27 protein-coding genes are annotated in these 25,296 nt (G+C 59.9%); 13 read left to right on the forward strand and 14 right to left on the reverse strand.

Annotation, left to right across the window (positions count from 1 at the left end; genetic code table 11):
* Positions 1 to 89: 89 nt before the first annotated feature.
* The 7 genes from ACYZT9_RS19790 to ACYZT9_RS19820 all read right to left on the reverse strand — a co-directional run bounded on the left by ACYZT9_RS19790 (position 90) and on the right by ACYZT9_RS19820 (position 7,316).
* Entirely contained in the window at positions 90 to 1,502 is a 1,413-nt protein-coding gene (locus ACYZT9_RS19790; RefSeq protein ID WP_462007035.1) for an amino acid permease, read from the reverse strand.
* 767 nt (positions 1,503 to 2,269) lie between these two features.
* Positions 2,270 to 3,550, reverse strand: coding sequence for a 23S rRNA pseudouridine(2605) synthase RluB (rluB, locus tag ACYZT9_RS19795; RefSeq protein ID WP_462007036.1), 1,281 nt, complete (start codon positions 3,548 to 3,550; stop codon positions 2,270 to 2,272).
* Positions 3,551 to 3,693: 143 nt separating this feature from the next.
* Positions 3,694 to 3,885: a DUF1289 domain-containing protein gene (locus ACYZT9_RS19800; protein ID WP_462007037.1), complete on the reverse strand. Its 192-nt coding sequence runs from the start codon at positions 3,883 to 3,885 to the stop codon at positions 3,694 to 3,696.
* 137 nt (positions 3,886 to 4,022) lie between these two features.
* The gene (gene scpB, locus ACYZT9_RS19805) at positions 4,023 to 4,976 is read right to left on the reverse strand and encodes an SMC-Scp complex subunit ScpB (protein ID WP_462007038.1); all 954 of its coding nucleotides are present in this window, start codon (positions 4,974 to 4,976) and stop codon (positions 4,023 to 4,025) included.
* An 11-nt stretch (positions 4,977 to 4,987) separates the two neighbouring features.
* Positions 4,988 to 5,746: a segregation and condensation protein A gene (locus ACYZT9_RS19810; protein ID WP_462010264.1), complete on the reverse strand. Its 759-nt coding sequence runs from the start codon at positions 5,744 to 5,746 to the stop codon at positions 4,988 to 4,990.
* A gap of 63 nt (positions 5,747 to 5,809) precedes the next feature.
* On the reverse strand, positions 5,810 to 6,439 hold the full coding sequence (locus ACYZT9_RS19815; RefSeq protein WP_462007039.1) for an L-threonylcarbamoyladenylate synthase: 630 nt from the start codon (positions 6,437 to 6,439) through the stop codon (positions 5,810 to 5,812).
* A gap of 13 nt (positions 6,440 to 6,452) precedes the next feature.
* The gene (locus ACYZT9_RS19820) at positions 6,453 to 7,316 is read right to left on the reverse strand and encodes a PHP domain-containing protein (RefSeq protein WP_462007040.1); all 864 of its coding nucleotides are present in this window, start codon (positions 7,314 to 7,316) and stop codon (positions 6,453 to 6,455) included.
* A gap of 87 nt (positions 7,317 to 7,403) precedes the next feature.
* Here ACYZT9_RS19820 and ACYZT9_RS19825 point away from each other — a divergent pair, with 87 nt between their 5' ends.
* The 6 genes from ACYZT9_RS19825 (at position 7,404) to ACYZT9_RS19850 (ending at position 11,658) form a co-directional block, all read left to right on the forward strand.
* Positions 7,404 to 8,000 carry a septation protein A gene (locus tag ACYZT9_RS19825; protein ID WP_462007041.1) on the forward strand — a complete coding sequence of 199 codons (597 nt, stop codon included), beginning with the start codon at positions 7,404 to 7,406 and terminating at the stop codon, positions 7,998 to 8,000.
* Position 8,001: 1 nt separating this feature from the next.
* A complete protein-coding gene (locus ACYZT9_RS19830) occupies positions 8,002 to 8,301 on the forward strand; it encodes a YciI family protein (protein ID WP_462007042.1) in 300 nt (99 codons plus the stop codon).
* A gap of 109 nt (positions 8,302 to 8,410) precedes the next feature.
* Positions 8,411 to 8,809 (forward strand): translation initiation factor 2, encoded by a 399-nt coding sequence (locus ACYZT9_RS19835; RefSeq protein ID WP_462007043.1) that lies wholly within the window; start codon positions 8,411 to 8,413, stop codon positions 8,807 to 8,809.
* 7 nt (positions 8,810 to 8,816) lie between these two features.
* Positions 8,817 to 9,494, forward strand: a complete 678-nt coding sequence (locus ACYZT9_RS19840) for a response regulator transcription factor (protein WP_407010996.1) — start codon at positions 8,817 to 8,819, stop codon at positions 9,492 to 9,494.
* Positions 9,495 to 9,691: 197 nt separating this feature from the next.
* A complete protein-coding gene (locus ACYZT9_RS19845) occupies positions 9,692 to 10,141 on the forward strand; it encodes a Spy/CpxP family protein refolding chaperone (protein WP_462007044.1) in 450 nt (149 codons plus the stop codon).
* Between the two features lie 176 nt (positions 10,142 to 10,317).
* Positions 10,318 to 11,658, forward strand: a complete 1,341-nt coding sequence (locus ACYZT9_RS19850; RefSeq protein ID WP_462007045.1) for a sensor histidine kinase — start codon at positions 10,318 to 10,320, stop codon at positions 11,656 to 11,658.
* Between the two features lie 124 nt (positions 11,659 to 11,782).
* On the opposite strand, the gene ACYZT9_RS19855 is transcribed toward ACYZT9_RS19850, so the two are convergent.
* A complete protein-coding gene (locus tag ACYZT9_RS19855; RefSeq protein ID WP_462007046.1) occupies positions 11,783 to 12,349 on the reverse strand; it encodes a nitroreductase family protein in 567 nt (188 codons plus the stop codon).
* A gap of 122 nt (positions 12,350 to 12,471) precedes the next feature.
* Between ACYZT9_RS19855 and ACYZT9_RS19860 the strand changes: the two genes are divergently transcribed.
* On the forward strand, positions 12,472 to 13,926 hold the full coding sequence (locus tag ACYZT9_RS19860; RefSeq protein WP_462007048.1) for a TrkH family potassium uptake protein: 1,455 nt from the start codon (positions 12,472 to 12,474) through the stop codon (positions 13,924 to 13,926).
* Here ACYZT9_RS19860 and ACYZT9_RS19865 read toward each other — a convergent pair.
* Complete coding sequence (locus ACYZT9_RS19865) at positions 13,883 to 14,944, reverse strand: AraC family transcriptional regulator (protein WP_462007049.1); 1,062 nt, start codon at positions 14,942 to 14,944, stop codon at positions 13,883 to 13,885. The two genes, ACYZT9_RS19860 and ACYZT9_RS19865, sit on opposite strands and share 44 nt — an antisense overlap.
* A 160-nt stretch (positions 14,945 to 15,104) precedes the next feature.
* Between ACYZT9_RS19865 and ACYZT9_RS19870 the strand changes: the two genes are divergently transcribed.
* Both ACYZT9_RS19870 and ACYZT9_RS19875 read left to right on the forward strand, forming a co-directional pair.
* Positions 15,105 to 15,416 (forward strand): Mpo1-like protein, encoded by a 312-nt coding sequence (locus ACYZT9_RS19870; protein ID WP_462007050.1) that lies wholly within the window; start codon positions 15,105 to 15,107, stop codon positions 15,414 to 15,416.
* A gap of 99 nt (positions 15,417 to 15,515) precedes the next feature.
* Positions 15,516 to 16,106 (forward strand): HD domain-containing protein, encoded by a 591-nt coding sequence (locus tag ACYZT9_RS19875; RefSeq protein ID WP_462007051.1) that lies wholly within the window; start codon positions 15,516 to 15,518, stop codon positions 16,104 to 16,106.
* 116 nt (positions 16,107 to 16,222) lie between these two features.
* Here the strand turns inward: ACYZT9_RS19875 and ACYZT9_RS19880 are convergent, their stop codons facing one another.
* The gene (locus ACYZT9_RS19880) at positions 16,223 to 17,038 is read right to left on the reverse strand and encodes a UDP-2,3-diacylglucosamine diphosphatase (RefSeq protein WP_462007052.1); all 816 of its coding nucleotides are present in this window, start codon (positions 17,036 to 17,038) and stop codon (positions 16,223 to 16,225) included.
* A gap of 135 nt (positions 17,039 to 17,173) precedes the next feature.
* On the opposite strand from ACYZT9_RS19880, the gene ACYZT9_RS19885 reads away from it, so the two are divergent.
* Together ACYZT9_RS19885 and ACYZT9_RS19890 are read left to right on the forward strand one after the other, a co-directional pair.
* Positions 17,174 to 17,932 (forward strand): helix-turn-helix transcriptional regulator, encoded by a 759-nt coding sequence (locus ACYZT9_RS19885; protein ID WP_462007053.1) that lies wholly within the window; start codon positions 17,174 to 17,176, stop codon positions 17,930 to 17,932.
* A gap of 68 nt (positions 17,933 to 18,000) precedes the next feature.
* On the forward strand, positions 18,001 to 18,894 hold the full coding sequence (locus ACYZT9_RS19890) for a DMT family transporter (RefSeq protein WP_462007054.1): 894 nt from the start codon (positions 18,001 to 18,003) through the stop codon (positions 18,892 to 18,894).
* On the opposite strand, the gene ACYZT9_RS19895 is transcribed toward ACYZT9_RS19890, so the two are convergent.
* From ACYZT9_RS19895 to recQ, 4 genes are all read right to left on the reverse strand, one after another.
* Positions 18,888 to 19,175 carry an Rdx family protein gene (locus tag ACYZT9_RS19895; protein ID WP_461951378.1) on the reverse strand — a complete coding sequence of 96 codons (288 nt, stop codon included), beginning with the start codon at positions 19,173 to 19,175 and terminating at the stop codon, positions 18,888 to 18,890. The two genes, ACYZT9_RS19890 and ACYZT9_RS19895, sit on opposite strands and share 7 nt — an antisense overlap.
* Positions 19,176 to 19,220: 45 nt before the next feature.
* Entirely contained in the window at positions 19,221 to 20,981 is a 1,761-nt protein-coding gene (locus ACYZT9_RS19900; protein WP_462007055.1) for a FimV/HubP family polar landmark protein, read from the reverse strand.
* 128 nt (positions 20,982 to 21,109) lie between these two features.
* Positions 21,110 to 21,544 (reverse strand): MarR family transcriptional regulator, encoded by a 435-nt coding sequence (locus ACYZT9_RS19905; RefSeq protein ID WP_462007056.1) that lies wholly within the window; start codon positions 21,542 to 21,544, stop codon positions 21,110 to 21,112.
* 130 nt (positions 21,545 to 21,674) lie between these two features.
* Positions 21,675 to 23,801, reverse strand: coding sequence for a DNA helicase RecQ (gene recQ, locus ACYZT9_RS19910; RefSeq protein ID WP_462007057.1), 2,127 nt, complete (start codon positions 23,799 to 23,801; stop codon positions 21,675 to 21,677).
* 404 nt (positions 23,802 to 24,205) lie between these two features.
* Here recQ and ACYZT9_RS19915 point away from each other — a divergent pair, with 404 nt between their 5' ends.
* Positions 24,206 to 24,793: a UPF0149 family protein gene (locus ACYZT9_RS19915; RefSeq protein ID WP_201195115.1), complete on the forward strand. Its 588-nt coding sequence runs from the start codon at positions 24,206 to 24,208 to the stop codon at positions 24,791 to 24,793.
* Positions 24,794 to 24,803: 10 nt separating this feature from the next.
* A complete protein-coding gene (locus ACYZT9_RS19920; RefSeq protein ID WP_462007058.1) occupies positions 24,804 to 25,199 on the forward strand; it encodes a YbaN family protein in 396 nt (131 codons plus the stop codon).
* Positions 25,200 to 25,296 lie beyond the last annotated feature (97 nt).

The following is a 25,296-nucleotide window of genomic DNA, read 5'->3' on the forward strand; positions in this document are numbered from 1 at the left end:
GAGCAAGCTCGCTCCCACAGGGTTTTGTGTGAGGCCTGAAAATGACAAACCCGGCACATCGGCCGGGTTTGTTGTTTTTGCGCGCTGCGTTATTTCACTGCCGCGTGCAACACCTGCTGCGCGCTGCGTTTGTTCTTGATGCCGTAGCAAACCCACATGAACGCAACCCACACCGGAATCGCATATACCGAGATCTGGATACCCGGAATCAGCAACATCACGCCGAGAATGAACACCACGAACGCCAGGCAGATGTAGTTCCCGTACGGGTACCAGAACGCCTTGAACAGCGGCGTCTGTCGGGTCTTGTTCATGTGCTGACGGAACCTGAAGTGCGAATAGCTGATCATTGCCCAGTTGATCACCAACGTGGCCACCACCAGCGACATCAACAGTTCCAGCGCATTTTGCGGGATCAGGTAGTTCAGCAGCACGGCGATCAACGTCACAGCAGCCGACGCCAGGATCGAACGCACCGGCACGCCGCGCTTGTCGATCTTCGCCAACGCTTTCGGCGCATCGCCCTGCTCGGCCATGCCCAGCAGCATGCGGCTGTTGCAATAGGTGCCGCTGTTGTACACAGACAGCGCCGCGGTCAGCACCACGAAGTTGAGGATGTGCGCCGCAGTGTTGCTGCCGAGCATCGAGAACACTTGCACGAACGGGCTGCCGCTGTAGGAATCGCCCGACGCGTTCAGTGTTGCCAGCAAGCTGTCCCAAGGTGTCAGCGACAGCAGAATGACCAGCGCACCGATGTAGAAAATCAGGATCCGGTAGATCACCTGATTGATCGCTTTCGGGATCACGGTTTTCGGCTTGTCCGCTTCTGCTGCGGTAAAGCCGAGCATTTCCAAGCCACCGAAGCTGAACATGATGATCGCCATGGCCATCACCAGTCCGCTGACGCCGTTCGGGAAGAAACCGCCGTGGGACCACAGGTTGGTCACCGACGCTTGCGGACCACCGTGACCGCTGACCAGCAAGTAGCTGCCCAAGGCAATCATGCCGACGATCGCCACGACCTTGATGATCGCGAACCAGAACTCGGCTTCGCCAAAGACTTTCACGTTGGCCAGGTTGATCAGGTTGATCAGCACGAAGAATCCGGCTGCGGAGACCCAGGTCGGGATGTCCGGAGCCCAGTAGTGGATGTATTTGCCGACTGCAGTCAGCTCCGACATGCCCACCAGAATGTAAAGGATCCAGCAGTTCCAACCCGACAGGAAACCGGCGAAACCACCCCAGTATTTGTGCGCAAAGTGGCTGAAGGAGCCGGCCACCGGCTCTTCGACGATCATTTCGCCAAGCTGGCGCATGATCATGAAGGCAATGAAGCCGCAGATGGCGTAGCCAAGGATCATCGACGGGCCAGCGGATTTCAGTACACCGGCCGAGCCGAGGAACAGGCCGGTACCAATCGCGCCACCGAGGGCGATCAGTTGAATATGACGATTCTTCAGGCCGCGTTTCAGCTCGCCTGATTGCGAGGTTTGTCCACTCATGAAAAGGGTCTCACGTTCAGCGTATTTACAACGGTCATGCGTCACCTGTTTGTTTTTATCTGTGACGAAATCGAACCCGACACGCTCGTGACGCGGCGGAGTGAACAAGGCGGGTAGCCTTGAGGTTTGAGCAGCTGCGCAGGAGGTCACAGGTAAAACGCGGCGCATTGTACACCGCCAACCCCCTGCTGCCAGACCCGCTGGATCAGCGCGTCGGTTGCCGGGATTGCCTGTGTCCGCCTCGAGGGTCTCGGGTGGCTGCAAAGAATGAGTCAGACCTTTGCGGGTCTTGGGCGGGAGCGATGGAAGAATCGCGCCACGGGGAGAGTGGAAAATTAATCACGGCGTACATTGCGCCTCCTTTTTGTTATGCACCTGCACGACAGGCATGGGGCGCATGACACCCTTCCGGCGCCGCTGAAACAAGCACGCAAGAGCCCGGAAAAGGACCTAAAGCCTTATGCAGCGGAAGAAATTTCTTACAGCTATCGCGGCATGGTGGTTTCACGGGGCTAATCGGAAGAATTCGTCAGGATTTCTTTACGCAGCGTAACGTTCGTTTTCCGTTTTGCCTTGGGCGGTGTTGCCACTGACGTCTTCGCGAGCAAGCCCGCTCCCACAGTTGACCGAGTTGCTGGATGCAAACGCGGTCAACTGTGGGAGCGGGCTTGCTCGCGAAGACGTCAGGCCAAACACCACCGGAGCCAAAGCCAAGCAAAAAAAAACGCCAACCCGAAGGTTGGCGTTTTTCATCTACCGCTCACCGATTACTCAGGCTTGCGACGACCGAAGCCCGGACGCTGGCCGGAACCGGCTGGCGCGCCACGGCGCTTGCCCGATGGCTTGTCACCTTCGACCAGTCTGATCCCCGGACGCTTCGGCGCTGGCTTGGCCGGGCGCTTGGTGTCGGACGGACGATCGGCCACTGGCGTACCGCGCCCCGACTCTCCACGACCAGCAGGGGCACCGCGATCGCTGCGACCACCGCTTGGCGCACCGCGGCCTTCGCCACGCTCAGTGCGACCGTTGGCCGGACGTGGCGTGCGTGGACCGCGCTCGCCATCGGCACGCGGAGCAACAGGCTTGCGCGACGGACGCTCGCCTTCGAGGTGCGGCTCACGTGGAGCACGCGGACCGGCTGCCGGGGCGCCCGCTGCTGGGCGTAGCGTACGCACGCGCTCGGTCTTGCCGACCGGACGCGACGATTTACGCTGCATACGCTCAAGCTTGTCTTTGCTCTTGGCGTTCATTTGCGGCATGGCCACCGGGGTCAAGCCTACTTCAGCACTCAGAATGTCGACTTCGTACTGGCTCATTTCGCGCCAGCGACCCATCGGCAGGTCGGAGTTGAGGAACACCGGACCGAAACGCACGCGCTTCAGGCGGCTGACCACCAGGCCCTGGGATTCCCACAGGCGACGAACCTCACGGTTACGACCTTCCATCACCACGCAGTGATACCAGTGGTTGAAACCCTCACCCCCTGGCGCCTGCTTGATGTCGGTGAACTTGGCCGGACCGTCTTCGAGGACGACGCCGGCTTTCAGGCGTTCGATCATCTCGTCATCGACTTCGCCACGTACACGGACCGCGTATTCACGGTCCATTTCGTAGGACGGGTGCATCAGGCGGTTAGCCAGCTCACCGTCGGTGGTGAACATCAGCAGACCGGTGGTGTTGATGTCCAGACGACCGATGTTGATCCAGCGGCCTTCTTTCGGACGCGGCATCTTGTCGAATACGGTCGGACGGCCTTCAGGGTCGTCACGGGTGCAGATCTCACCGTCGGGTTTGTTGTACATGATCACGCGGCGTACCGACTCGGCGGCTTCTTCGCGCTTGATCACCTTGCCATCGATGGTGATGGCGTCATGCAGGTCGACGCGCAGGCCAAGGGTGGCGTCTTTGCCATTGACCTTGATGCGGCCATGGCTGATCCAGGCTTCTACGTCACGGCGCGAGCCGACGCCGATACGGGCGAGGACTTTCTGCAGTTTTTCGCCTGCGGGGCCGATTTCCTGGTCGTCTTTCTGGTCGTTGATACTCATCTGGGCACCTCCCGGTGTGGTCTGTTCAGGCTGGGCCTGAAGCGATGTCAATCTATGCACTTGGCGAAGGGATCGCCGAAGGGTCGCGAATCATACGCTCATGACGGCGTTTGCGCATCAGAGACTAGCTGATGAATGGCCAGTTACCTGGATTTCCGCCGACCGGTGGCGCCGAGTTTGATCAGACGCAACGCCGATTCAGCGAGGACTGTGCGCTTGTCAGCCTTGTCGAGCTTCTTCCAGGCCTTGATCTCGCGCTTGCTGCGGCCGCAGCCGAGGCAGATGTCGTCGGTGAATTTGCAGAGGCTGATGCAAGGGTCTCTGGTTGAACTCATCAAATACTCCAGTCAACACCAAACCCTGTAGGAGCGAGCTTGCTCGCGATGGTGTGTCAGTAAGCGTTGGGTGACTGACACACCATCGCGAGCAAGCTCGCTCCTACAGTGGGTTTCAGGTGTGGGCAGGATTTATGTCAGTCTTCGAATTCGCGGCGCTCAGCTTCGATGGCTTCGGCGAGGGCCCGGGCTTCGGCTTCTTCGTCGGTCAACTCAGGCTCGGGATTCGCTTGTTCGAGTGCAGCAACGGCAGCAAGCAGTTTCTCGCGAGCCTCGGCCACGCCAAGTACATCGTCTTCCCGTTCTTCTTCGACTGTGTCTTCAGGCTCTAACTCAAGCTCAACTTCGATTTGAGGCTCGGCATTGGTCAACTCGCCATCGCGCAAAATGTCATCAAAGTCGGTCTTGAGCCCTTCCTCCATGGTGTCCAGTTCCAGCAACAGCGTATGGAAACTGGTTTCTTCCTTCGGCTCTTCCGGCTCGGCGCTGGCGTCCGCCAACTCTTGCAACCCGGCCGGCACTGGCGCGTCGTCGAAGTCGAGCACCGGGTCAGGCTCCAGCTCGCGCAGCTCGGCGAGCGGCGGCAAATCGTCAAGATTCTTCAGGTTGAAATGATCGAGAAACGCCTTGGTCGTCGCAAACATCGCCGGCTTACCGGGTACGTCGCGGTAACCGACGATGCGAATCCACTCCCGCTCCAGCAACGTCTTGACGATGTGACTGTTGACCGCCACGCCACGCACGTCTTCGATTTCTCCCCGGGTGATCGGCTGGCGATAGGCGATCAGCGCCATGGTTTCGAGCATGGCGCGGGAATAACGCTGCGGCCGCTCTTCCCACAAACGTCCTACCCACGGCGAGAACTTTTCGCGGATCTGCAGGCGGTACCCGGAGGCGACTTCCTTCAGCTCGAACGCCCGACCGTCGCAGGACTTGGCGAGAATCGTCAAGGCTTTCTTGAAGACCGGCGGCTCGGGACGCTCGCCCTCTTCGAAGAGTTCGAACAGGCGTTCAAGCGATTGCGGTTTTCCCGAAGCCAACAGAAAGGCTTCAAGCAATGGCGCCAGCTCGCGGGGTTCAGTCAGGTTCATGATTCAACTCGTTATTCGGCTCGGGCTCGCACGTGGATCGCCGCGAACGGCTCATTCTGCACTAGCTCGACCAAAGATTCCTTGACCAGTTCGAGGATCGCCATAAAGGTCACCACGACACCCAAGCGCCCTTCTTCAGCGGTGAACAGCTCGACAAACGGCACGAATCCGCCGCCTTTGAGGCGTTCCAGCACATCGCTCATGCGTTCGCGAGTGGACAGCGCCTCGCGGCTGACCTGGTGACTTTCGAACATGTCGCCACGGCGCAGGACCTCGGCCATAGACATCAGCAATTCTTCCAGACTCACGTCCGGCAACAGTTTTCGCGCCCGGGCTTGCGGGGCATCGAGCTTGGGCACGACCACGTCACGACCGACGCGACTCAGGCCATCGATGCCTTCGGCGGCAGCCTTGAAGCGCTCGTATTCCTGCAAGCGGCGGATCAGTTCGGCGCGCGGATCGTCTTCTTCGTCTTCGATGGTTTCGGCGCGGGGCAACAGCATCCGCGACTTGATCTCGGCCAGCATCGCGGCCATCACCAGGTATTCGGCGGCCAGTTCCAGGCGCACCGACTGCATCAACTCGACGTAACCCATGTACTGGCGAGTGATTTCCGCCACCGGGATGTCGAGAATATTGATGTTCTGTTTGCGGATCAGGTACAGCAGCAGGTCGAGCGGGCCTTCAAAGGCTTCGAGAAACACCTCGAGCGCATCCGGCGGGATGTACAGGTCCAGCGGCATTTCCAGGACCGCCTGGCCATAGACCATGGCGAAGGGCAGCTCCTGCTGGGCGCCGGCCTGACTGTCGATAACAGGTTCTACTGCAGACATCTACGCCTCGGCCATGAACGGCGCAGGGTCGCCGCAACCGACGCGGATCACTTCAGGCTCGCCGTCGGCGAGGTTGATCACGGTGGACGCTTTGATCCCGCCAAAACCGCCGTCGATGATCAGGTCGACCTGATGCTCAAGCAACTGGCGCATTTCGTACGGATCGGTCATCGGGTCCGTTTCGCCGGGCATGATCAGCGTCACGCTCATCAGCGGCTCGCCGAGTTCTTCCAGTAGCGCCAAAGCAATCGGATGGCTTGGCACGCGCAGGCCGATGGTGCGTTTTTTCGGGTGCAACAACAGCCGCGGGACTTCGCGGGTGGCGTTGAGAATGAAGGTGTATGGCCCCGGCAGATGTGCCTTGAGCAGGCGGAAGGTGCCGGTATCGATCTTGGCGAACAGCCCCAGTTGCGACAGGTCACTGCAAATCAGCGCGAAGTTGTGTTTCTCATCCAGTTGACGCAACCGGCGCACGCGCTCCACGGCGTTCTTGTCACCGATCTGGCAACCAATGGCGTAGGACGAGTCTGTGGGATAAATCACCACCCCGCCGCTGCGGATGATCTCGACAGCCTGTTTGATCAGGCGCGCTTGCGGGTTTTCCGGATGAATCTGGAAAAATTGACTCACATTCTCTACCTGTTCAGACGGCGGCAATATTTGGGTCATGTTTAAATCGACACCACAGTGGTGGCAGATCCTCCGGGAGCGGGCGATATTCACCGATCTCGGACCAGCCTCCAGGGCCATGAAAATCACTGCCGGCGCTGACCAGCAGACCGAACTCGCGGGCAAGAATCGCTAGGCTGCCCACTTGCTCGGCGGGCTGATGGCCATTGACCACTTCAATTGCGTGGCCCCCGGCTTGAATATAGTCAGAAATCAGGCGGCGACGCTTGCTGCGAGTGAAATCGTAGTGCCAGGGATGCGCCAGGCTGACCCAGGCTTTGGCCGCACGCAGGGTTTCGACCGTTTCCTCCAGGGTCGGCCAGTGTTGCTTGACGTCCCCCAGCTTGCCGGCGCCCAGCCATTTGCGGAACGCCTCGGCGCGATCCTTGACGAAACCTTCGCGCACCATCCAGTCGGCGAAGTGCGGACGGGCCGGAGCGTTGCCGCTGTCGCCCAGTTCCTGCTGAATGGCCCGGGCGCCTTCCAGCGCGCCCGGCATGCCTTTCAAGGCCAGCTTGCGGCTTATTTCTTCGGACCGTAGCCAGCGGCCATCGTGCAGTCTGGCGATGGCTTCGACCAGCGGCGTGGCTGTTACATCAAATCCGTAACCCAGCACATGAATGGTCGCCCCGCCCCAGGTGCAGGATAATTCGACCCCATTGACCAATTGCATCCCCAGCGCCGTTGCCGCGTTGCGGGCCTCGTCGAGGCCTTCGAGGGTGTCGTGATCGGTCAGGGCCAGGACTCGCACGCCTTTATCGTACGCACGCGCCACCAGGACAGCAGGCGCGAGAGCGCCATCGGAGGCGGTGCTGTGGCAGTGCAAATCGACATTCACGGGGATGTGTTACCTCAAATCAGCTGGCGCTATCGCGCGCCCATATGTTTGTTATTATGCCGCCACATCCTGCTTCTGGCTGCCACTGTGAAACAATTCATCGATTTCATCCCGCTTCTGCTGTTTTTCATTGTGTTCAAGATCGACCCACGGGTCGTAGACGTCGCCGGTCATCAAGTGACTGTCGGAGGTATCTACAGCGCCACCGCGATGCTGATCATCAGCTCCCTGGTGGTGTACGGCACGCTCTTCATCAAGCAGCGCAAGCTGGAAAAGAGCCAGTGGCTGACCCTGATTGCCTGCCTGGTCTTCGGTAGCCTGACCCTGGCGTTCCACAGCGAGACCTTCCTGAAATGGAAAGCCCCGGTGGTCAACTGGCTGTTCGCTCTGGCGTTCATTGGCAGCCACTTCATCGGTGACCAACTGCTGATCAAGCGCATCATGGGCCACGCGTTGACCTTGCCGGACCAGGTCTGGACGCGGCTGAACATCGCCTGGATAGCGTTTTTCCTGTTCTGCGGTGCCGCCAACCTGTTCGTCGCGTTCACGTTTCAGGAATACTGGGTCGACTTCAAGGTCTTCGGCAGCCTGGGCATGACGCTGCTGTTCCTGGTCGCCCAGGGCATTTACCTGTCCCGCCACCTGCACGACGCCGAAACCACCACGCCAAAAACCGAGGACTGACATGCTTTACGCAATCGTTGCCACAGACGTCGCCAACTCCCTGGAAGCCCGCCTGGCCGCTCGGCCTGCACACCTTGAGCGCCTGCAAGCGCTCAAGGGCGAAGGTCGTATCGTATTGGCCGGCCCGAACCCGGCGGTGGACAGCAATGATCCGGGCGCTGCGGGTTTCACCGGCAGCCTGATCGTCGCCGAATTCGATTCCCTGAGCGCCGCACAGGCTTGGGCCGACGCCGATCCGTACATCGCCGCAGGCGTCTACGCCAACGTTTCGGTCAAGCCGTTCAAGCAAGTCCTGCCTTAGTAGCCTGTCTCGCGGTGAACCTTGTCGGTTCATCGCGCTTTCAATCGCTCATTATTCTCGTTTGCCTGCCGACAACCTGCCCAATAATCGATTGGATTCAGGAGCTCCGATGCGCAAAGGTCCGTTGTGTCTGATGTTGGTCACGTTGTCGATCGTGGCACCTGCCCACGGTGAAGAAAGCGCAACGCCGCTGTCCTTGAGCGCCGGCAGCCAGATCACCGAGTTGCAGCAGCGCTTGAAGGCAAGCGAACAGCAACGGGAAGAGCTGAGCAAACAACTGCAGAATGCCGATGCCGAACGCGAAAGCGCTCAGCTCAGCCGGCTGCGCCAGGAGAATCAGCGTCTGAAGCTGCAACTCAAGGAAGCCCAGGCCAGCAGTCCGTTGCCGCGTTTTCTCACTGATCAGCAGCAATGGTTCGTGATCGGCGCAGGAGTAGCGCTATTGGCCCTGCTCTGCGGTATCTTCGCCAGTGGTGCAAGTCGAAAACGTCGACAATGGCTAAATTGAGTGAGTCATGAGCGAGCTGTTATTAATTGATGATGATCAGGAGCTGTGTGAGCTGCTGGTCAGTTGGCTGAGCCAGGAAGGCTTCCAGGTCCGTGCTTGCCATGACGGTCAGAGCGCTCGTCGCGCTTTGGCCGAAACGTCCCCGGCGGCCGTGGTGCTGGACGTGATGCTGCCGGACGGCAGCGGTCTTGAACTGCTCAAGCAATTGCGCAGCGATCACCCGGAGCTGCCCGTGCTGATGCTCTCGGCACGGGGCGAGCCGCTGGACCGTATCCTCGGCCTGGAACTCGGCGCCGACGATTACCTGGCCAAACCCTGCGACCCACGGGAACTGACCGCCCGCCTGCGCGCCGTGTTGCGCCGTAGTCATCCGGCGGCGGTGTCCAGCCAGCTCGAACTGGGCGATCTGTGTTTCAGCCCGGTGCGCGGTGTGGTCAGCATCGATGAACAGGAATTCACCCTCACCGTTTCCGAAAGCCGCTTGCTCGAAGCCTTGCTCAAGCAACCCGGCGAGCCGCTGGACAAGCAGGAACTGGCGCAGATTGCCCTCGGCCGCAAACTGACCCTGTACGACCGCAGCCTGGACATGCATGTCAGCAACCTGCGCAAAAAGATCGGCCCCCACCCCGACGGCCGCCCGCGAATCGTCGCCCTGCGCAGCCGCGGTTACTACTACAGCCTCTGAACCGAGATAGCGCTGAAAAAACTAACCTGTGGCGAGGGAGCTTGCTCCCTCGCCACAGGTCACTGCCAACTAAATTTGTCAGGTCAGCGAAATATCGTCTTTACCCAAGCTTTACGCTCTGCTGACCGCCGCTGACCTTGATCTCCGTAATCTGAACTCATCCGGAACGTACCGGGAACGAGACAAGGAGATTCACCATGCGCAAGACTCTTATCGCTCTGATGTTCGCTGCCGCCCTCCCGACCGTTGCCATGGCCATGCCTGAAGGTGCCGGCCCGATGGGTGGTTCGATGGACGGCCCACGCCACGGCGGCCAGATGCATGGCATGCACGGCAAAGGCCCGTACAGCCAACTGGACCTGAGCCGCGAACAGCGCGAGCAGATCCGCAAAATCATGGGCGAGCAGATGCACGAGCGTCAGCAAGTGGTCGACAAGTACCTGGAAAAACTCTCGCCGGCCGACCAGAAAGCCATGAAAGATGAAATGGCCGCCAACCACAAGAAAGCCGACGCGGACGTGCGTGCTCTGCTGAAACCGGATCAACAGAAGCAATTCGACGAGATCCAGAAGAAACGGGCCGAACGCCGCGCCGAATGGGCCGAGTTCAAGGCCTGGAAAGCGCAACAACCGCAAAAAGCGCAATAATGCGCTAACCCCGGACCCGACGGCTTTACCACCGTTGGGTCTGATACCACTCAGAATAAGTGGGAGCGAGCTTGCTCGCGATAGCGGCGTCACATTCAACATTTATTTTGACTGACACATTGCTATCGCGAGCAAGCTCGCTCCCACATAGGATTGTGTTTGTTTGAGGATTTTCTGTGCGCTCATTGTTCTGGCGTATCCTGGCCAGCTTCTGGCTGGCCATCGCTCTGGTCGCAGGGCTGTCCATTCTGCTCGGGCACATGCTCAACCAGGACGCATGGATTCTCAGCCGTCACCCGGGCCTCAATACCCTGGCCGAACAGTGGACGCAGACCTACGAAGCACAAGGCGAAGAAGCGGCCCAGGACATTCTGGAACAGCGCAAACGCCAATATCACATCGACGTCCAGGTGCTCAACGAGAGCGGAGATCCGGTCGTACGCGGTACCTTCCCTCGCCGTGCTGCGGCCTTCGAAGCGCGACAGAACAACGATGATCGGCGCCTGCCGTGGCGTCGTCTGACGGATGAATACACCAGCGCCAAAACCGGCGATACCTACCTGCTGATCTACCGCATTCCACACCCGGAACTGGATTCATGGCACCGCGAAAGTTTGCTCTGGCCATTAAGTGCACTGGGCATAGCGCTGGTGGTGCTGACCCTGTTCAGCCTGTTCGTGACCCTGTCCATCACCCGACCGCTCAGCCGCCTGCGGGGCGCGGTGCATGATCTGGGGCAAACCACGTATCAGCAGAACAGCCTGGTGAAACTGGCCAACCGTCGCGATGAGTTCGGCGTGCTGGCGAACGATTTCAACCGCATGGGCGCCCGTTTGCAAAGTTTGATCGGCAGCCAGCGGCAACTGCTGCGTGACGTGTCCCATGAGTTGCGCTCCCCCCTCGCCCGGCTGCGCATTGCGCTGGCACTGGCGGAGCGGGCCAACCCCGAAGAGCGGGAAAAACTCTCGCCGCGCCTGACCCGCGAGTGCGACCGGCTCGAAGCGCTGATCAGCGAGATCCTGGTGCTCGCGCGGGTCGATGCCGACAACGCCAGTGCTGAAGACGTCGACCTGAACGCGCTGCTCAACACGCTGCAAAAGGATGCGCAGCTGGGTTCGCCGGAGCAGACCGTTCGCCTCGACGCCGAACCGCAATTGAACCTGAAAGGCTGGCCGACGATGATCGAGCGCGCCTTGGACAACTTGCTGCGCAACGCTCAGCGCTTTAACCCGGTGGGGCGTTCGATTGAGATGCAGGCGGTGCGGCAGGGTGAGCGAATTGTGGTGAGTGTGCGCGACCATGGGCCCGGTGTGGATGCCGAGCACTTGAGCCAGTTGGGTGAGCCGTTTTATCGGGCTCCGGGGCAGGCGGCGGCGGGGCATGGTTTGGGACTGGCCATTGCGCGCCGGGCGGCGGAGCGGCATGGCGGGAGTCTGGTGCTGGCCAATCATCCGGATGGCGGGTTCATCGCCAGCCTGGAATTACCGCTGGTGCCGGGAACCTTGGTCCAACCCTGATCCCCTGTGGGAGCGGCGGTGCGGCGATCCGACTTGCTCGCGAAGACGATTTAACATTCAGCAAAGATGTTGGCTGACCGGACGCCTTCGCGAGCAAGCCCGCTCCCACATTTGATCGGCAGCGTCAGGCCTTGCTTGGCCAGCCGCTGACGAATTGGGCCAAATCGACTTTTTCTGCAACCCGCGGTTCTTTCTGCGGCGTGCCCAGGTACAGAAACGCAATTACCTCTTCCCCTTCAGCCAACCCCAACCCTTTGGCCAGATGCGCCGAATACGCCAGCTCCCCCGTGCGCCACACCGCGCCAATCCCTTGCGCATAGGCCGCCAGCAAAATCCCGTGCGCCGCACAGCCCGCCGCCAGCAGTTGCTCTGACTTCGGATATTTGACGTGATTCTGCAACCGCGCGATCACCACGACCACCAGCGGCGCCCGCAGCGGGCCGTTGCGTGCCTTGTCCAGTGCGGCTTCGGGCACGTCGCTGTCCTGCAGTTTCGCCGCTTCGGCCAGCAACTCCCCCATCTGCTCACGCGCTGCGCCTTCGACTGTCAGGAAACGCCAAGGCTGCAAATGGCCGTGGTCCGGCGCACGCATGGCGGCGGCAAACAGCACTTCGCGCTGCTCGGCGGTAGGGGCCGGGTCGACCAGTCGTGGAACGGAAACACGGTTGAGCAAAGCGTCGAGAGCCTGCATCGGCCACCTCCTGAAAAAAAAGTTTGGCTATTCTAGCTGCAAGTGCCATGGGGATGCCGGTTTACATGCCCTGCCCCACGGGTAGAATGGCGCCCTCCCCATTTCCAGCCCGAGCGGACTTCATGGCGTTGCCGACCTTACGTCTCATTGGTTTCATCATCGGCCTCTTCCTGATCACGCTGGCGATCGCCATGGTCGTACCCATGGCCACCCTGGTGATTTTCGAACGCACCGGCGACCTGCCGTCGTTTCTCTGGGCAAGCATGATTACCTTTGTCGCCGGTCTCGCGCTGGTCATCCCCGGTCGCCCCGAGCAGGTGCACCTGCGTCCGCGAGACATGTACTTGCTGACGGTCAGCAGTTGGTTGGTGGTATGCATCTTCGCTGCGCTGCCATTCCTTTTGACCCAAAAAATCAGCTACACCGACTCGTTTTTCGAAAGCATGTCCGGCATCACCGCCACCGGTTCGACAGTGCTCAATCATCTGGATGACATGTCTCCCGGCATCCTGATGTGGCGCTCGTTGCTGCACTGGATCGGTGGCATCGGCTTCATCGGCATGGCGGTCGCGATTCTGCCATTGCTGCGTATCGGTGGCATGCGGCTGTTTCAGACCGAGTCGTCGGACCGTTCCGAAAAAATCATGCCCCGTTCGCACATGGTGGCGAGGTTGATCGTAGCGGCCTACGTCGGCATCACCGTTTTCGGCAGCCTGGCGTTCTGGTGGGCCGGGATGAGCCCGTTCGATGCGATCAATCACGCGATGTCAGCGATTTCCACGGGAGGCTTTTCCACCTCCGATCTATCTCTCGCCAAGTGGAAACAACCGGCGGTGCACTGGGTGGCGATTGTCATCATGATTCTGGGCAGTCTGCCGTTCACTCTGTACGTGGCAACCTTGCGCGGTAACCGCCGGGCCCTGATCAAGGATCAGCAGGTGCAAGGTTTGCTCGGCATGTTGCTGGTGACATGGCTGGTGCTCACCGCCTGGTACTGGTGGACCACCCAGTTGCATTGGCTGGAGGCGCTGCGGCATGTGGCACTGAACGTGACGTCGGTGGTGACGACCACCGGTTTCGCACTCGGGGACTACAGCCTCTGGGGTAATTTCTCGCTGATGCTGTTCTTTTATCTGGGGTTTGTTGGCGGTTGCTCGGGGTCGACCGCGGGCGGGATCAAGATTTTCCGTTTCCAGGTTGCCTACATCTTGCTCAAGGCCAACCTTAACCAGCTGATTCACCCGCGTGCGGTGATCAAGCAGAAGTACAACGGTCACCGCCTCGACGAAGAGATCGTGCGTTCGATTCTGACCTTTTCGTTCTTTTTTGCGATCACCATTTGCGTGATCGCGTTGCTGCTGTCGCTGCTCGGTGTGGACTGGATGACCGCCCTGACCGGCGCTGCGAGCACCGTGTCCGGCGTGGGGCCGGGACTCGGCGAGACCATTGGTCCGGCGGGCAACTTCGCCACCTTGCCGGATGCCGCCAAGTGGATTCTGTCGTTCGGCATGCTGCTGGGCCGACTCGAGATCATTACGGTGTTTGTTCTGTGTATACCGGCGTTCTGGCGTCACTGACAGGAGCAGGCGCTTCCATCAGCCGCACCCGATACTCGCCGGGGGTGGCATCGAACCAGCGGCGGAAAGCGCGGAAGAAGTTGCTCGGATCGGCGAATCCCAACAGGTAGGCAATTTCCAGCAGGGTCATGCCCGGTTGCGCCAGATACTGTTCAGCCAGTTCGCGCCGGGTGTCATCAAGCAATGTCTGAAAACTCGTGCCTTCTTCCTGCAAGCGCCGCTGCAACGTCCGTTGCGACAGGTGCAGCGTCTGCGCCACGGTGTCGCGCTTGGGTTCGCCCTGAGGCAGCAGGCGGCACAACACCTGACGTGCCTTGTGAGTCACGCGACTCTCGGAAAAACGCGCCAGGTATTCGCCGGCAAACCGGTCATGCAACAGCGCCATGGCCTCGTTGGCGGTTGGCAACGGTGCTTCCATGTCGGCACGTTCAAAAATCAGGGCGTCGTACGGCGCGTTGAACACCAGCGGCGCATGGAAAGCCAGTTTGTAGGGTTCGAGATCGACGGGCTGATCGCCCTGCACCAACACTTTGCGCGGATGCAGCGTGCGCCCGGTCAGCCAGCTGCACAGCGCCAACGCACAGGCCAGGGAGGCTTCGGCACTTTGCCGGGTCGGCGGCAAGTGGTCGCCGTGGACCGTCAGAATCAGCGCATAGCCCTCATCCAGCAGGCGAAAACTCAAGTCCGCGCTTTCGGCAATGATTCGCTGATAACGCACCAACCGCTTGAAGCCTTCGGCCAGGGTCTGACTCGACATCAGCGCGTAGCCGGTCACATGAAACTGCGCAGGACGCACCACCTTGCCCATGTTCAGGCCGATCGCCGGGTTGCCGGACAACTCGACCGCACGCTGCCACAGTCGTGTCATGGAATCTTGCGGGAAGCGCGCATCCGGATCATCCAGTGACGCGTAGTCTAGCCCCAGCTGCTTGAACAGAACCCGGCAATCCAGGCCGTCCATCTCCAGTGCTTTGACAATCCCCATCGCCCAGCTTGCAGAAGTCGTTCGTTCGCTCATGGCGTTTACTTACATGATGAGCCGCATGCTACGGCCAATTTCCGAAGGATACTAAAGTGGCGCCCATTGTCACTGGCTGATGCCAATGATCACTCTAGACTCAAATAAGCTACCCGCAGAACAACTCGCAGTCAGAACAACAACCACAGAGATCGCAGTCGTGGAAAACATCAAACGTTTCAACAGCTTCGCCGAGTTTTATCCGTATTACCTGAGCGAACACAGCAACAGTACCTGCCGACGCTTGCACTTTATTGGCACGACACTGGTTATTTTCATTCTGGCCCTGACCATCGGCAAAGGCGCCTGGCTAGGGCTGTTGGCGCTTCCGCTGGCCGGCTACAGCTTCGCCTGGGTCGGGCATTTCTTCTTTGAAAAGAATCGCCCTGCGACTTTTCAACATCCGCTTTACAGTCTGCTTGGTGATTTCGTCATGTACCGCGACATGATTCTGGGTCGCGTGCCGTTCTAGGCTCGACCGGCCAGCAATGCGTCCTGTGCAGCCAGTGCGTTACCGGATACAGGTCCTACACTGGAAAAATCCCTTTCGACTAGAACAAGAGGATAGCCGATGAATGCCAATGCCCGTTTCACCCACATGCAGGACGGTACGCAGGAAGACTGGGCAATCATTGCCGCCGACTTCAGTGCCTATGCGAGGCAATTGCCGACACGGATTGTGGCGCACCTGAAACTACTGGAGGGTGATTTTGGCGGCTTCCCGGTAGATCGTCTGACTCATTCCCTGCAAACCGCCAGCCGTGCATGGCGCGATGGCCGCGACGAAGAATACGTGGTGTGCGCCCTGCTGCACGACATCGGGGACACGTTAGGCTCCTACAACCACCCGGACATCGCGGCAGCGATACTCAAGCCATTCGTCAGCGACGAGAATCTGTGGATGGTGGAGAAACACGGGATCTTCCAGGGGTATTACTTTTTCCATCACTTGGGCATGGATCGGCATTTGCGCGAGCAGTTCAGCGGTCATCCACAGTATCGGGCGACTATCGAGTTTTGCGCGAAGTACGATGCGGCGGCGTTTGATCCCACTTACGAGACGCTGCCGCTGAGTTTCTTCGAGCCGATGATGGAGCGGTTGTTTGCTCATCCAAAGCATTCAATCTACAAGGCGGCGATGGAAGAACACGTGCCGGCCTGAAAATCGATGGGACTCCTGCGCAGTCCATTCGCGAGCAAGCCCGCTCCCACATTTGGAATGCATCTCCCTGTGGGAGCGAGCTTGCTCGCGAAGAGGCCGCTCAAACACCCAAAATGTTATGCAGGCTCCGCGATTTTTACCGCTTTCAATTCAGCCTCCCGCGCCTGGGCATCCGCCAACCGGTACAACTCGATCGAACCATCCCAATGCTCGATCAACGCCGTGCATGACTCCACCCAATCCCCGCAATTGAGGTAGTCCACCTCCCCAACCTTGCGAATTTCGGCATGGTGAATGTGCCCACACACCACACCGTGCAGTTCGCGTTTGACGCATTCGTGGGCGATGGCTTCTTCGAAGTCGCTGATGAAGCTGACAGCGGTTTTCACCTTGTGTTTGAGGTACGCGGACAGTGACCAGTAACCGTAGCCATAACGGGCACGCCAGTGATTGAGCCAGCGGTTGAGGGTCAGGGTGAATTCGTAGGCCGAGTCGCCGAGGAAGGCCAGCCAGCGGTGATAGCGGGTAATCACGTCAAACTGGTCACCATGGATCACCAGCAAATGGCGACCGTCGGCGGTCACGTGCACGGCTTCGTCCACCAATTGAATGTTGCCCAGGATCAGCTTCGAATAGCGGCGCAGGAATTCGTCATGGTTACCGGTGACGTAGATCACTTCGGTGCCGCGCTTGCTCATGGTCAACAGGCGCCGGATCACGTTGGTGTGTGCCTGAGGCCAGTACATGCCGCCGCGCAGCTTCCAGCCGTCGATGATGTCGCCAACCAGGTAAATCTTGTCCGCGTGGTAGCCCTTGAGAAACTGCGACAAGTGCTCGGCCTGGCAATCCCGCGTGCCCAGATGCACATCGGAAATCCACAAGGTCCGCACACGTTGCTTACGACTGGGTTTGGCGAGCTCGGCGCTGGTCATGGGCGAACCTCTACGATTGTTTTTCCAAGCTTGCGCCGGCCGGGTTAATTGCCCATGACAGTGACAAGTCAGTCCTGTGACAACGCGTCTGGACGACCTCGGTGTAGACTGACGGCCTTATTCGGGAGACCTGCGATGAGACCGATCCTCACGCTGCGCCAATACACGCGCGACCTGATCGTCCACAGCCACGACCACACGCAACTGGTGTTCGGGCTCTCGGGCGCGCTGGATTTCGAAGTCGCCGGGCATGGCAGTCAGGTGGTCCGACAGAGTTTCGTGGTGGTTCCGTCCGGTTTCCATCATGCGTGTGGCAGCGCCAATGGCAGCCGCTGCCTGGTGCTGGACGTGCCAAGTGATCAATGGGTGGCTCAGTCCCTTGGCGAGCACGCCGATGCCAGCCGCCGTTTACTCGACAACGCCGGGCGTCTGCCACTGGATGCCGGGCAAAGCCAACTGGTGAACTGGCTGGCGGGCAGTCAGGTCAGCGACCCGCTGATCGCGCAACAAGGCGCGGCGCTGTTGTTGGCCAGCCTGAACACTGCCAGATCCGACGTGACGGGCGCTCGGCGTCTACCCTACGCCGCGTTGAATGCGCACATCGATCAGCACGCGGCCTATCCGCTGCAAGTCGCCGATCTGGCGCGCATCGCCGGGTTGTCCAGCGCTCGGCTGCATGCGCGGTTTGTCGCGGAATGCGGGCAGACGCCGATGGACTACATTCGCAGTCGCCGCTTGCACATGGCCGTGAGTATGTTGCGCGATTCGGCGTTGCCCATTGGCGAGATTGCCAGTCGGGTTGGCTACAGTTCGCAAAGTGCATTTTCCGCGGCCGTGTTGCGGGAGCTTGGTGTCTCGCCCGGAAAATTGCGGCGCGAGGCTGGCGACAAATGACAATAGTCTTGCGACAGACATAACGGTCCTCACGCGTTTCAATGTTTGCTTTGTTGTTAAGGATCGCAATGACTCCCCGTACCGCCCTCGGCGCCCTGCATATCGGCGCACTGATGTTTGGCCTGACCGGTGTGTTCGGCAAACTCGCTGCTGCTTCCCCCGCCGTCATCGTCTTCGGCCGTGCCGCGTTTGCCGTGCTCGCCCTGGCCGTTTTCGCTCGGTTCGCCAGCCAGACACGCTGGCAGAAACTGCAGGCCATGGATTGGCGTCGCCTGGTGCTCAGCGGTTTGTTGCTGGCCGGGCACTGGGTGAGTTTTTTCATTGCGGTGAAGGTCGCTGGCGTGGCGATTGCGACGTTGGGGTTTGCCAGTTTCCCGGCATTTACCATCATTCTCGAAGGACTGATTTTTCGCGAGCGCATTCGCGCCAATGAAATCCTGCTGGTGGTGTTGGTGAGCGTCGGGCTGGTGCTGGTCACACCGGATTTCGACCTGGCCAGCAGCGCCACCACCGGCCTGTTGTGGGCGGTGGGCTCCGGCTTGTTGTTTGCACTGCTGTCGCTCACCAATCGCGCCAGTTCCGGAAGAATTCCGCCGGTACAGGCTGCGCTGTGCCAGAACGTGGTGGTCGCGTTGTGCCTGCTGCCGGTGGCGGTGCCGCAGTTGAGCGAAGTGCGGGCCATCGACTGGCTGTGGATCGGCCTGCTCGGGGTGTTTTGCACCGGCGTCGCTCACAGCCTGTTCGTCGCCAGCCTCGCGGTGATCAAAGCGCGAACCGCTGCGGTAGTGTTCGCCCTGGAACCGGTTTACGGCATCACCATGGCCTGGCTGCTGTTCGATGAAAACCCTACGCTGCGCATGCTGACCGGCGGTGCATTGATCATCGTGGCGATTGTGGTGTCCAGCAGACTCTCGGGCGCCTCAGGCAAGAAAGCGGTCGCTGCCGAAGCCTCGTCTCACTGAGTGCGGTCGTTGTGCCCGAGGTCGCGGTCCGGATCGATCTGATCGCGGACCCGCTGCTTCAGCACCTTGGCCTCCGGAAACCCGCCGTCCGCCTTGCGCTCCCAGATCTGCACATCGTTGCAGAAAATGTGAAACACCCCACCGGTGCCAGGCACCAACGACACCTTGCCCAAGTCATCGCCAAAGGTACTGAGCAGTTCTTGCGCCAACCAGGCGGCACGCAACAACCATTGGCATTGCGTGCAGTAGGTGATGACGATTTCCGGTTTGTGCGTGGTCATGACGGGCGAAACTCCTGAACCAGAGGGCGACGCCATGATAGAGGCTCAGCGAATACCGGCCAACAATGTCCGCGCGGTTTGTTTAAGTGGCTCATCGCCGTCCTTGAGTAACTCGTTCAGCAGCTCGATGGCACTGTCCAGATCCCCGTCATCGATGCAGGTCTGGGCTTGTTCCAGTTTGCCTGCGTTGATCGGCACCTCCGGTTCCGGACTAAGAGTTTCAAGCTCAAGTGACTGACCGGCATCACTGAATTCATCGAGAAAATCATCGTCTAGAGACTGTGAGTCCGGTTCGGCGATCCATTCCAGCTCGGGCTCGTCCAAGGTCGGTTCTTCAGGCATCTCGAACACATCGGGCAACACGTGCAGGTTCGAAGTGAACGCCGGTTCCTCCGCCTTGGGCGGTTTGTCCGCGGGTTTGGTGTTTTCGAATGGGCTGACCAGGTCCCAACTCGAATTCATCGACAGGTCATCCAGGTTCAACTGGAATTCGTCGCCCGGCGCTTCTTCGGTTTTTACCGGTGTTGTGATAACTGTCGCCGCCGCCACGGGCACCGCATTGTTCAATTTTGGATAACGGGTACGGATGTCCTGAAGTTGCCGAGAATCGAATCCGGCATCCCGCAAGCTGCTTTCCTGAACGTCATAGGCTGGCCCGTCACCTTGCTTGCCGAGGACTTCAAGCAATTGCACGGCCAGGTCCGTGCGTTGTGGCGCGTTCTCCAAGGCATCGCGCAACAAGCCCGCTGCTTCGGAAAAACGGCCGTAGGCCAAGTAGATGCCCACGCCTTCCAGCACATCGCCTGACGACGCCTCGTCCTGAAGGTCGGGCACGGGTTTCGGCGGGGTGGGCTTCGCCGCCGGCGCCACGGATTGATTGAGCACCGGGTCGTGCCGCGACGGCAAAACAGCAGGATCTTCGGGCAGGGCCTCAACCCCCCTTCGTTGGCGACGAACAAACAGTCCCAGCAACAGCAAGGCCACCAACGCCAGCGACCCGATGATCAGCGGCCAGTTGGACGTCTCGGGCTCTTGTACCGTGACCGGGGCTGGGGCCGCAGCTTCCGGCGTAACCGGGGGTGCCTGAACCTCCGCCAATCGGGTTTGCAGCTCGGTTACCTGTTTTTTCTGGCCGGCGATCTGTTCGTCCCGAGCCTGAAGATTCGCATTCAACTCATCGACGTTTTTTTGCAATTGCTGGTTTTGCAGCACGCTGGCGGCCAACTGTTCGGCGACGGGATCAATGACCGGTGCGGCGGGCGGATCGACTGTGGACGTCGGAGCAGGCTTCTTCGTGGCGGGTGGCGGCGCAGTGGCCGGTTTGACGCTCGGGAATGGAGAGTTCGGGGAGCTGGCGACGGGTTCGTCAGTAACCGGCACAATTCCCGGTGTACCCGGCGGATCGATCAGCACCGTGTACTCGCGCAGCACACGACCGTTGGGCTGATTGAGCTGCACGAGAAAATTCATGAAAGGTTCGTTGACCGCTTTGCTGGAGCTCACCCTGATAACGTTGCGGTTGCCCCGCAGGATGGGCGTGAACTTCAGGTCATTGAGAAAGAATACCCGCTCGACGCCGGCACGACTGAATTCGTCCGCGGTCGCCAGACTGACGGACAGGTCGCCCTCCTCCAGGCCGGCAGCATCAACCAGGGCAATGTCGGCACGCAGCGGTTGATTCAGCGCAGAATGCAAGGTGATTTCACCCAGGCCCAGCGCGGGCGCCAATGCCGAGTAAGTCACAACCCCACCGGCCAAAAGCAGCCTGGCGCACCACCGAAGTACAACGTGCCAACTTTCGAGCATGAGCATCCCTTAGATAACCAGAACCAACCGGTGCGCGTTCGCACATCCGGTACGAACACGATATTGCCTAGTAGTTCTTTATAGTCTGCCCAACGGGGTATCTTAAAAAGCTTACAGCCGGTTATGCCTCAAGATTTTTCCAGGTTGCCCAGGATGTGCCCGTGAACCCGCATGCAGACCTTCAAGTCGGCCTCGTCGACGCCTTCGAACAATTCGTGCCGCAGTTGAGTGGCAATGGTTTCAATCTGTTCGATCAAGGGACGGGCCGGGGCACAGAGGACGATCTTTTTCGCTCGGCGGTCTTCCAGCACTGCCTGACGCTGGACCAGACCCTGAGTTTCCAGACTGTCGAGCAGTCGCGCCAGGGTCGGACCTTCAACGCCGACGCTTTGCGCCAGTTCGCGCTGGGTCGGCGCTTCCTCGAAACGCGCCAGGTGAAGCAGCACCAGCCAGCGCGCCTGGGACAAACCCAGGCCGGCCAGACGGCGGTCCAGTTCGGCACGCCAGCCGCGCGACATCTGGGCCAGTTGCATGCCAAATCGGTGTTGATCGGTTAACGGCATAAAACACTCATGGTTAGACTGAAATAAAGAAAAACTAATTATTAGTCAGCTAAGCATGACCCTTGGCTCGAGGCAAGGCTCGCTCTGTACTGAATCGTTACATCAATACAAGCTGTTCAATATTTGAGCATCACATCTCGAATTCGGATTGCAGCGCGGCACGTACGCAGTACAAAACACCTTCCGGCACCCGACCCGCGAACAGCGCAGCGATCTCCGCCACCGGCGGCAACTCGCCCTCGCCGTCGAGGAAAGCATCCTGGACTTCGCCCATCAATTCTTCAGGCAAGTCCAGCGCCTGCTCCAGCGACAACTGCTGCTTGCCGATTGCCTCCGCGAGCATGGTGTAGACGTTCTTTTCCGAGCATTGCAGTTGACCGGCAATTTGCAGCGGCGTCATGCCGGCGCGAGCGAGTGTGATCAGCTCGTGACGGACATCGGCCACCACTTTCGGGGCCTCGACCTGGCCGCCGAGCACTTCGAGGAAAGCCTCGCCGTAGCGTTCCAGTTTGCGCGCACCGACACCGCTGACCGTGGCCATTTCCGACAGCGAGGTCGGCTGGCTGCGGAGCATTTCCAGCAGCGTCGAGTCGGGGAAAATGACGTAAGGCGGCACGCCGTGTTCTTCGGCGAGCTTGCGACGCAAGGCGCGCAGGGCTTCCCACTGTTCGCGTTCTTCGCCGCGAACCAGTTGGCTCGCCTGGCTCTTGCTGCTCTTCGCCGTGGTTTGCGGCTTGAGGTCGCGGCGCAGTTCCAGGGTCACTTCACCCTTGAGCAACGGCCGGCACGTATCGCTCAGACGCAGGCCGCCGTAGCCTTCGAGGTCGATGTCAGCCAGACCACGGGCAACAAGCTGGCGGAACAAGGAACGCCACTCGCTCTCGCCCATCGCCTTGCCGACACCGTATACCGACAGGTGCTGATGGCCGAAACTGCGGACCTTTTCGTTGTCTTTGCCCAGCAACACATCCACCAAATGGCCGACGCCATAACGCTGGCCGGTGCGGTAAATCGCCGAAAGCGCCTGACGCGCCGGTTCGGTGGCGTCCCAGGTTTGCACGCCGTCGACGCAGTTGTCGCAGTGACCGCACGGCTCCGGCATGTCTTCGTCGAAGTAGGCCAGCAGCGTTTGACGGCGGCAGCGGGTTTCTTCGCACAGCGAGAGCATCGCGTCGAGCTTGTGCTGCTCCAGACGCTTGTGACGCTCGTCGCCTTCGGAGTTCTGCAGCATCTGCTTGAGCATCACCACGTCTTGCAGACCGTAGGCCATCCAGGCATCCGCCGGTAGACCGTCACGGCCGCCACGCCCGGTTTCCTGGTAGTAAGCTTCAAGGGATTTCGGCAAATCGAGGTGTGCGACGAAGCGCACGTTGGGCTTGTCGATGCCCATGCCGAACGCCACGGTGGCGACCATGATCAGGCCTTCCTCGTTGAGGAAGCGCTTCTGGTGGTGCGCTCTAGATTCGTTGGGCAGGCCGGCGTGGTACGGCAGCGCCGGGAAGCCCTGCTCGCTGAGGAACACCGCGACTTCGTCGACTTTCTTGCGTGACAAACAATAAACGATGCCGGCATCGCTGCGCCGCTCGGCGAGGAACGCCAACAGCTGCTTGCGCGGCTGCTCCTTGGGTACGATGCGGTAGAAAATGTTCGGGCGGTCGAAGCTCGAGAGAAAGCGCTCGGCATCCTGAAGGTGCAGACGATCGACGATTTCTTCCCGGGTGCGCTTGTCGGCGGTGGCGGTCAGGGCAATGCGTGGAACGTTGGGGAACAGCTCAGCCAATTGACCCAATTGCAGGTATTCGCGGCGGAAGTCGTGACCCCACTGGGACACGCAGTGCGCTTCGTCGATGGCGAACAGCGCGATTTCGAGGCTTTGCAGGAACGCCAACATGCGCGGCTGGACCAGACGTTCGGGCGCGAGATAGAGCATCTTCACTTCACCGCGTTTGATCCGTGCGGCAAGGTCGCGTTGCTGCTCGGCGCTCAGCGTGGAGTTCAATGCAGCGGCGGCGACGCCCAGTTCTTCTAGGGTCGCCACCTGATCGTCCATCAGCGCGATCAGCGGCGACACCACCACTGCCAGGCCTTCGCGCAACAGTGCCGGCACCTGGAAACACAGGGATTTGCCGCCACCGGTAGGCATCAGCACCAAGGCGTCACCGCCACTGGCCACGCGCTCAATGATTGCACCCTGGCGGCCACGGAAACTGTCGTAGCCGAAGATATCCTTGAGGACGCGTTGAGCCTGTTCGAGCATAAAAACTCCAAAAATCATCAAAACATCCCTGCAAGGCTGGTTCAGGATCCGCAAGGCTGCACTGACAAATCGTAAGTGCGCATTGCATGACGCTTCACATTCCAGCCGCGACGCCAGCAGGGGCATCACAAAACGCGGGAGTATACCCGAGGCCTCCCCTGCAAAGGGCGCCGCTGATAAGAGGAACACAACGCAAAACCCTGTGGGAGCGAGCTTGCTCGCGAATGCGGTGTGTCAGTCGACATTAATGTTGCCTGACACACCGCATTCGCGAGCAAGCTCGCTCCCACAGGGAATGCGGTGTTCCGCGAGGGCACTGGGTTCAAATATGCCGCGCGGCTGGCCTGTGTGCTCAAGAAGGCCTAGAATTCCCGCATCTGTTTAATTCCCAAGGTAGCCCTTTAATGTCCTTCGCTGAGCAACTAACCCGCCTGCAAGTCTTCCTCGACGCCGATGAACTGCATGACGAGGCGCTGGACTACGTGGCCGCCCACGGCTACCTCACCGCGTTGTCGATCTGTTCCGAAAGCGTTCCCGACCGTGAATGGATCGATGCCCTCTTCGCCGAAGAGCCGCATTACGCCGACGACACCGAGCGTGAAGCCATCGAATCCACCCTGCTGGCCCTCAAGGCTCACATCGCTCGCCAACTGGCGTCCGACGAGGAATTCGAGCTGCCGTGCGACCTCGACCTGGGCGAAGAGCCGGACGATTCCGACCTGCGCGGCTGGTGCATCGGTTTCATGGAAGGCGTGTTCCTCCGCGAAGCGGCCTGGTTCGAAACCGCCGAAGACGAAGTCAGCGAAATGCTGCTGCCGATCATGGTCGGTTCGGGTCTGTTCGACGAACAGCCCGAGTTCTCCGACATCGCGGCCGACGCCAACCTGATGGACGACATGATCGTGCAGATCCCGGAAGCCCTGACCGCGTTGTACCTGCTGTGCAACGCGCCAGACGAAAAACCGGCGATCCTCAAGCCACGTCACCACTAAGGTTCTGCCTATGGACAACCCCATAGGCAACCGCTCCCTGATGTTGCGTTACGGGCTGCTTGCCATCGGCTGGCTGAGCGTAGCGCTGGGGGTGATCGGGATTTTCCTGCCGGTATTGCCCACCACGCCCTTTCTGCTGCTGGCAGCCGCGTGTTTCGCCCGCAGTTCACCACGTTTTTATCACTGGCTGGTGGAGCATCCACGGCTGGGGCCGTGGATTCGCGACTACCTCGACGGCAATGGCATTCCACTCAAGGGCAAGGTCTGCGCCATCGGTTTGATGTGGGTGAGTATTCTGTTGTCGTGCTACCTGGTGCCCCTGCCGTGGGCACGTGGTTTTATGCTGACCAGTGCGGTGCTGGTGACGGTGTACATCGTTCGACAGAAGACCTTGCGTAAATCCTGAAACTCTCTTCGCTCTAAATAGCGGATAAGCCCGCCTTCAACTCCCGTCATCGCCCCTCCGCTCATCGGAAACCCACGCAAACCTGTTATTTCTGACA

The sequence above is a fragment of the Pseudomonas sp. ZT5P21 genome, assembly GCF_054897785.1.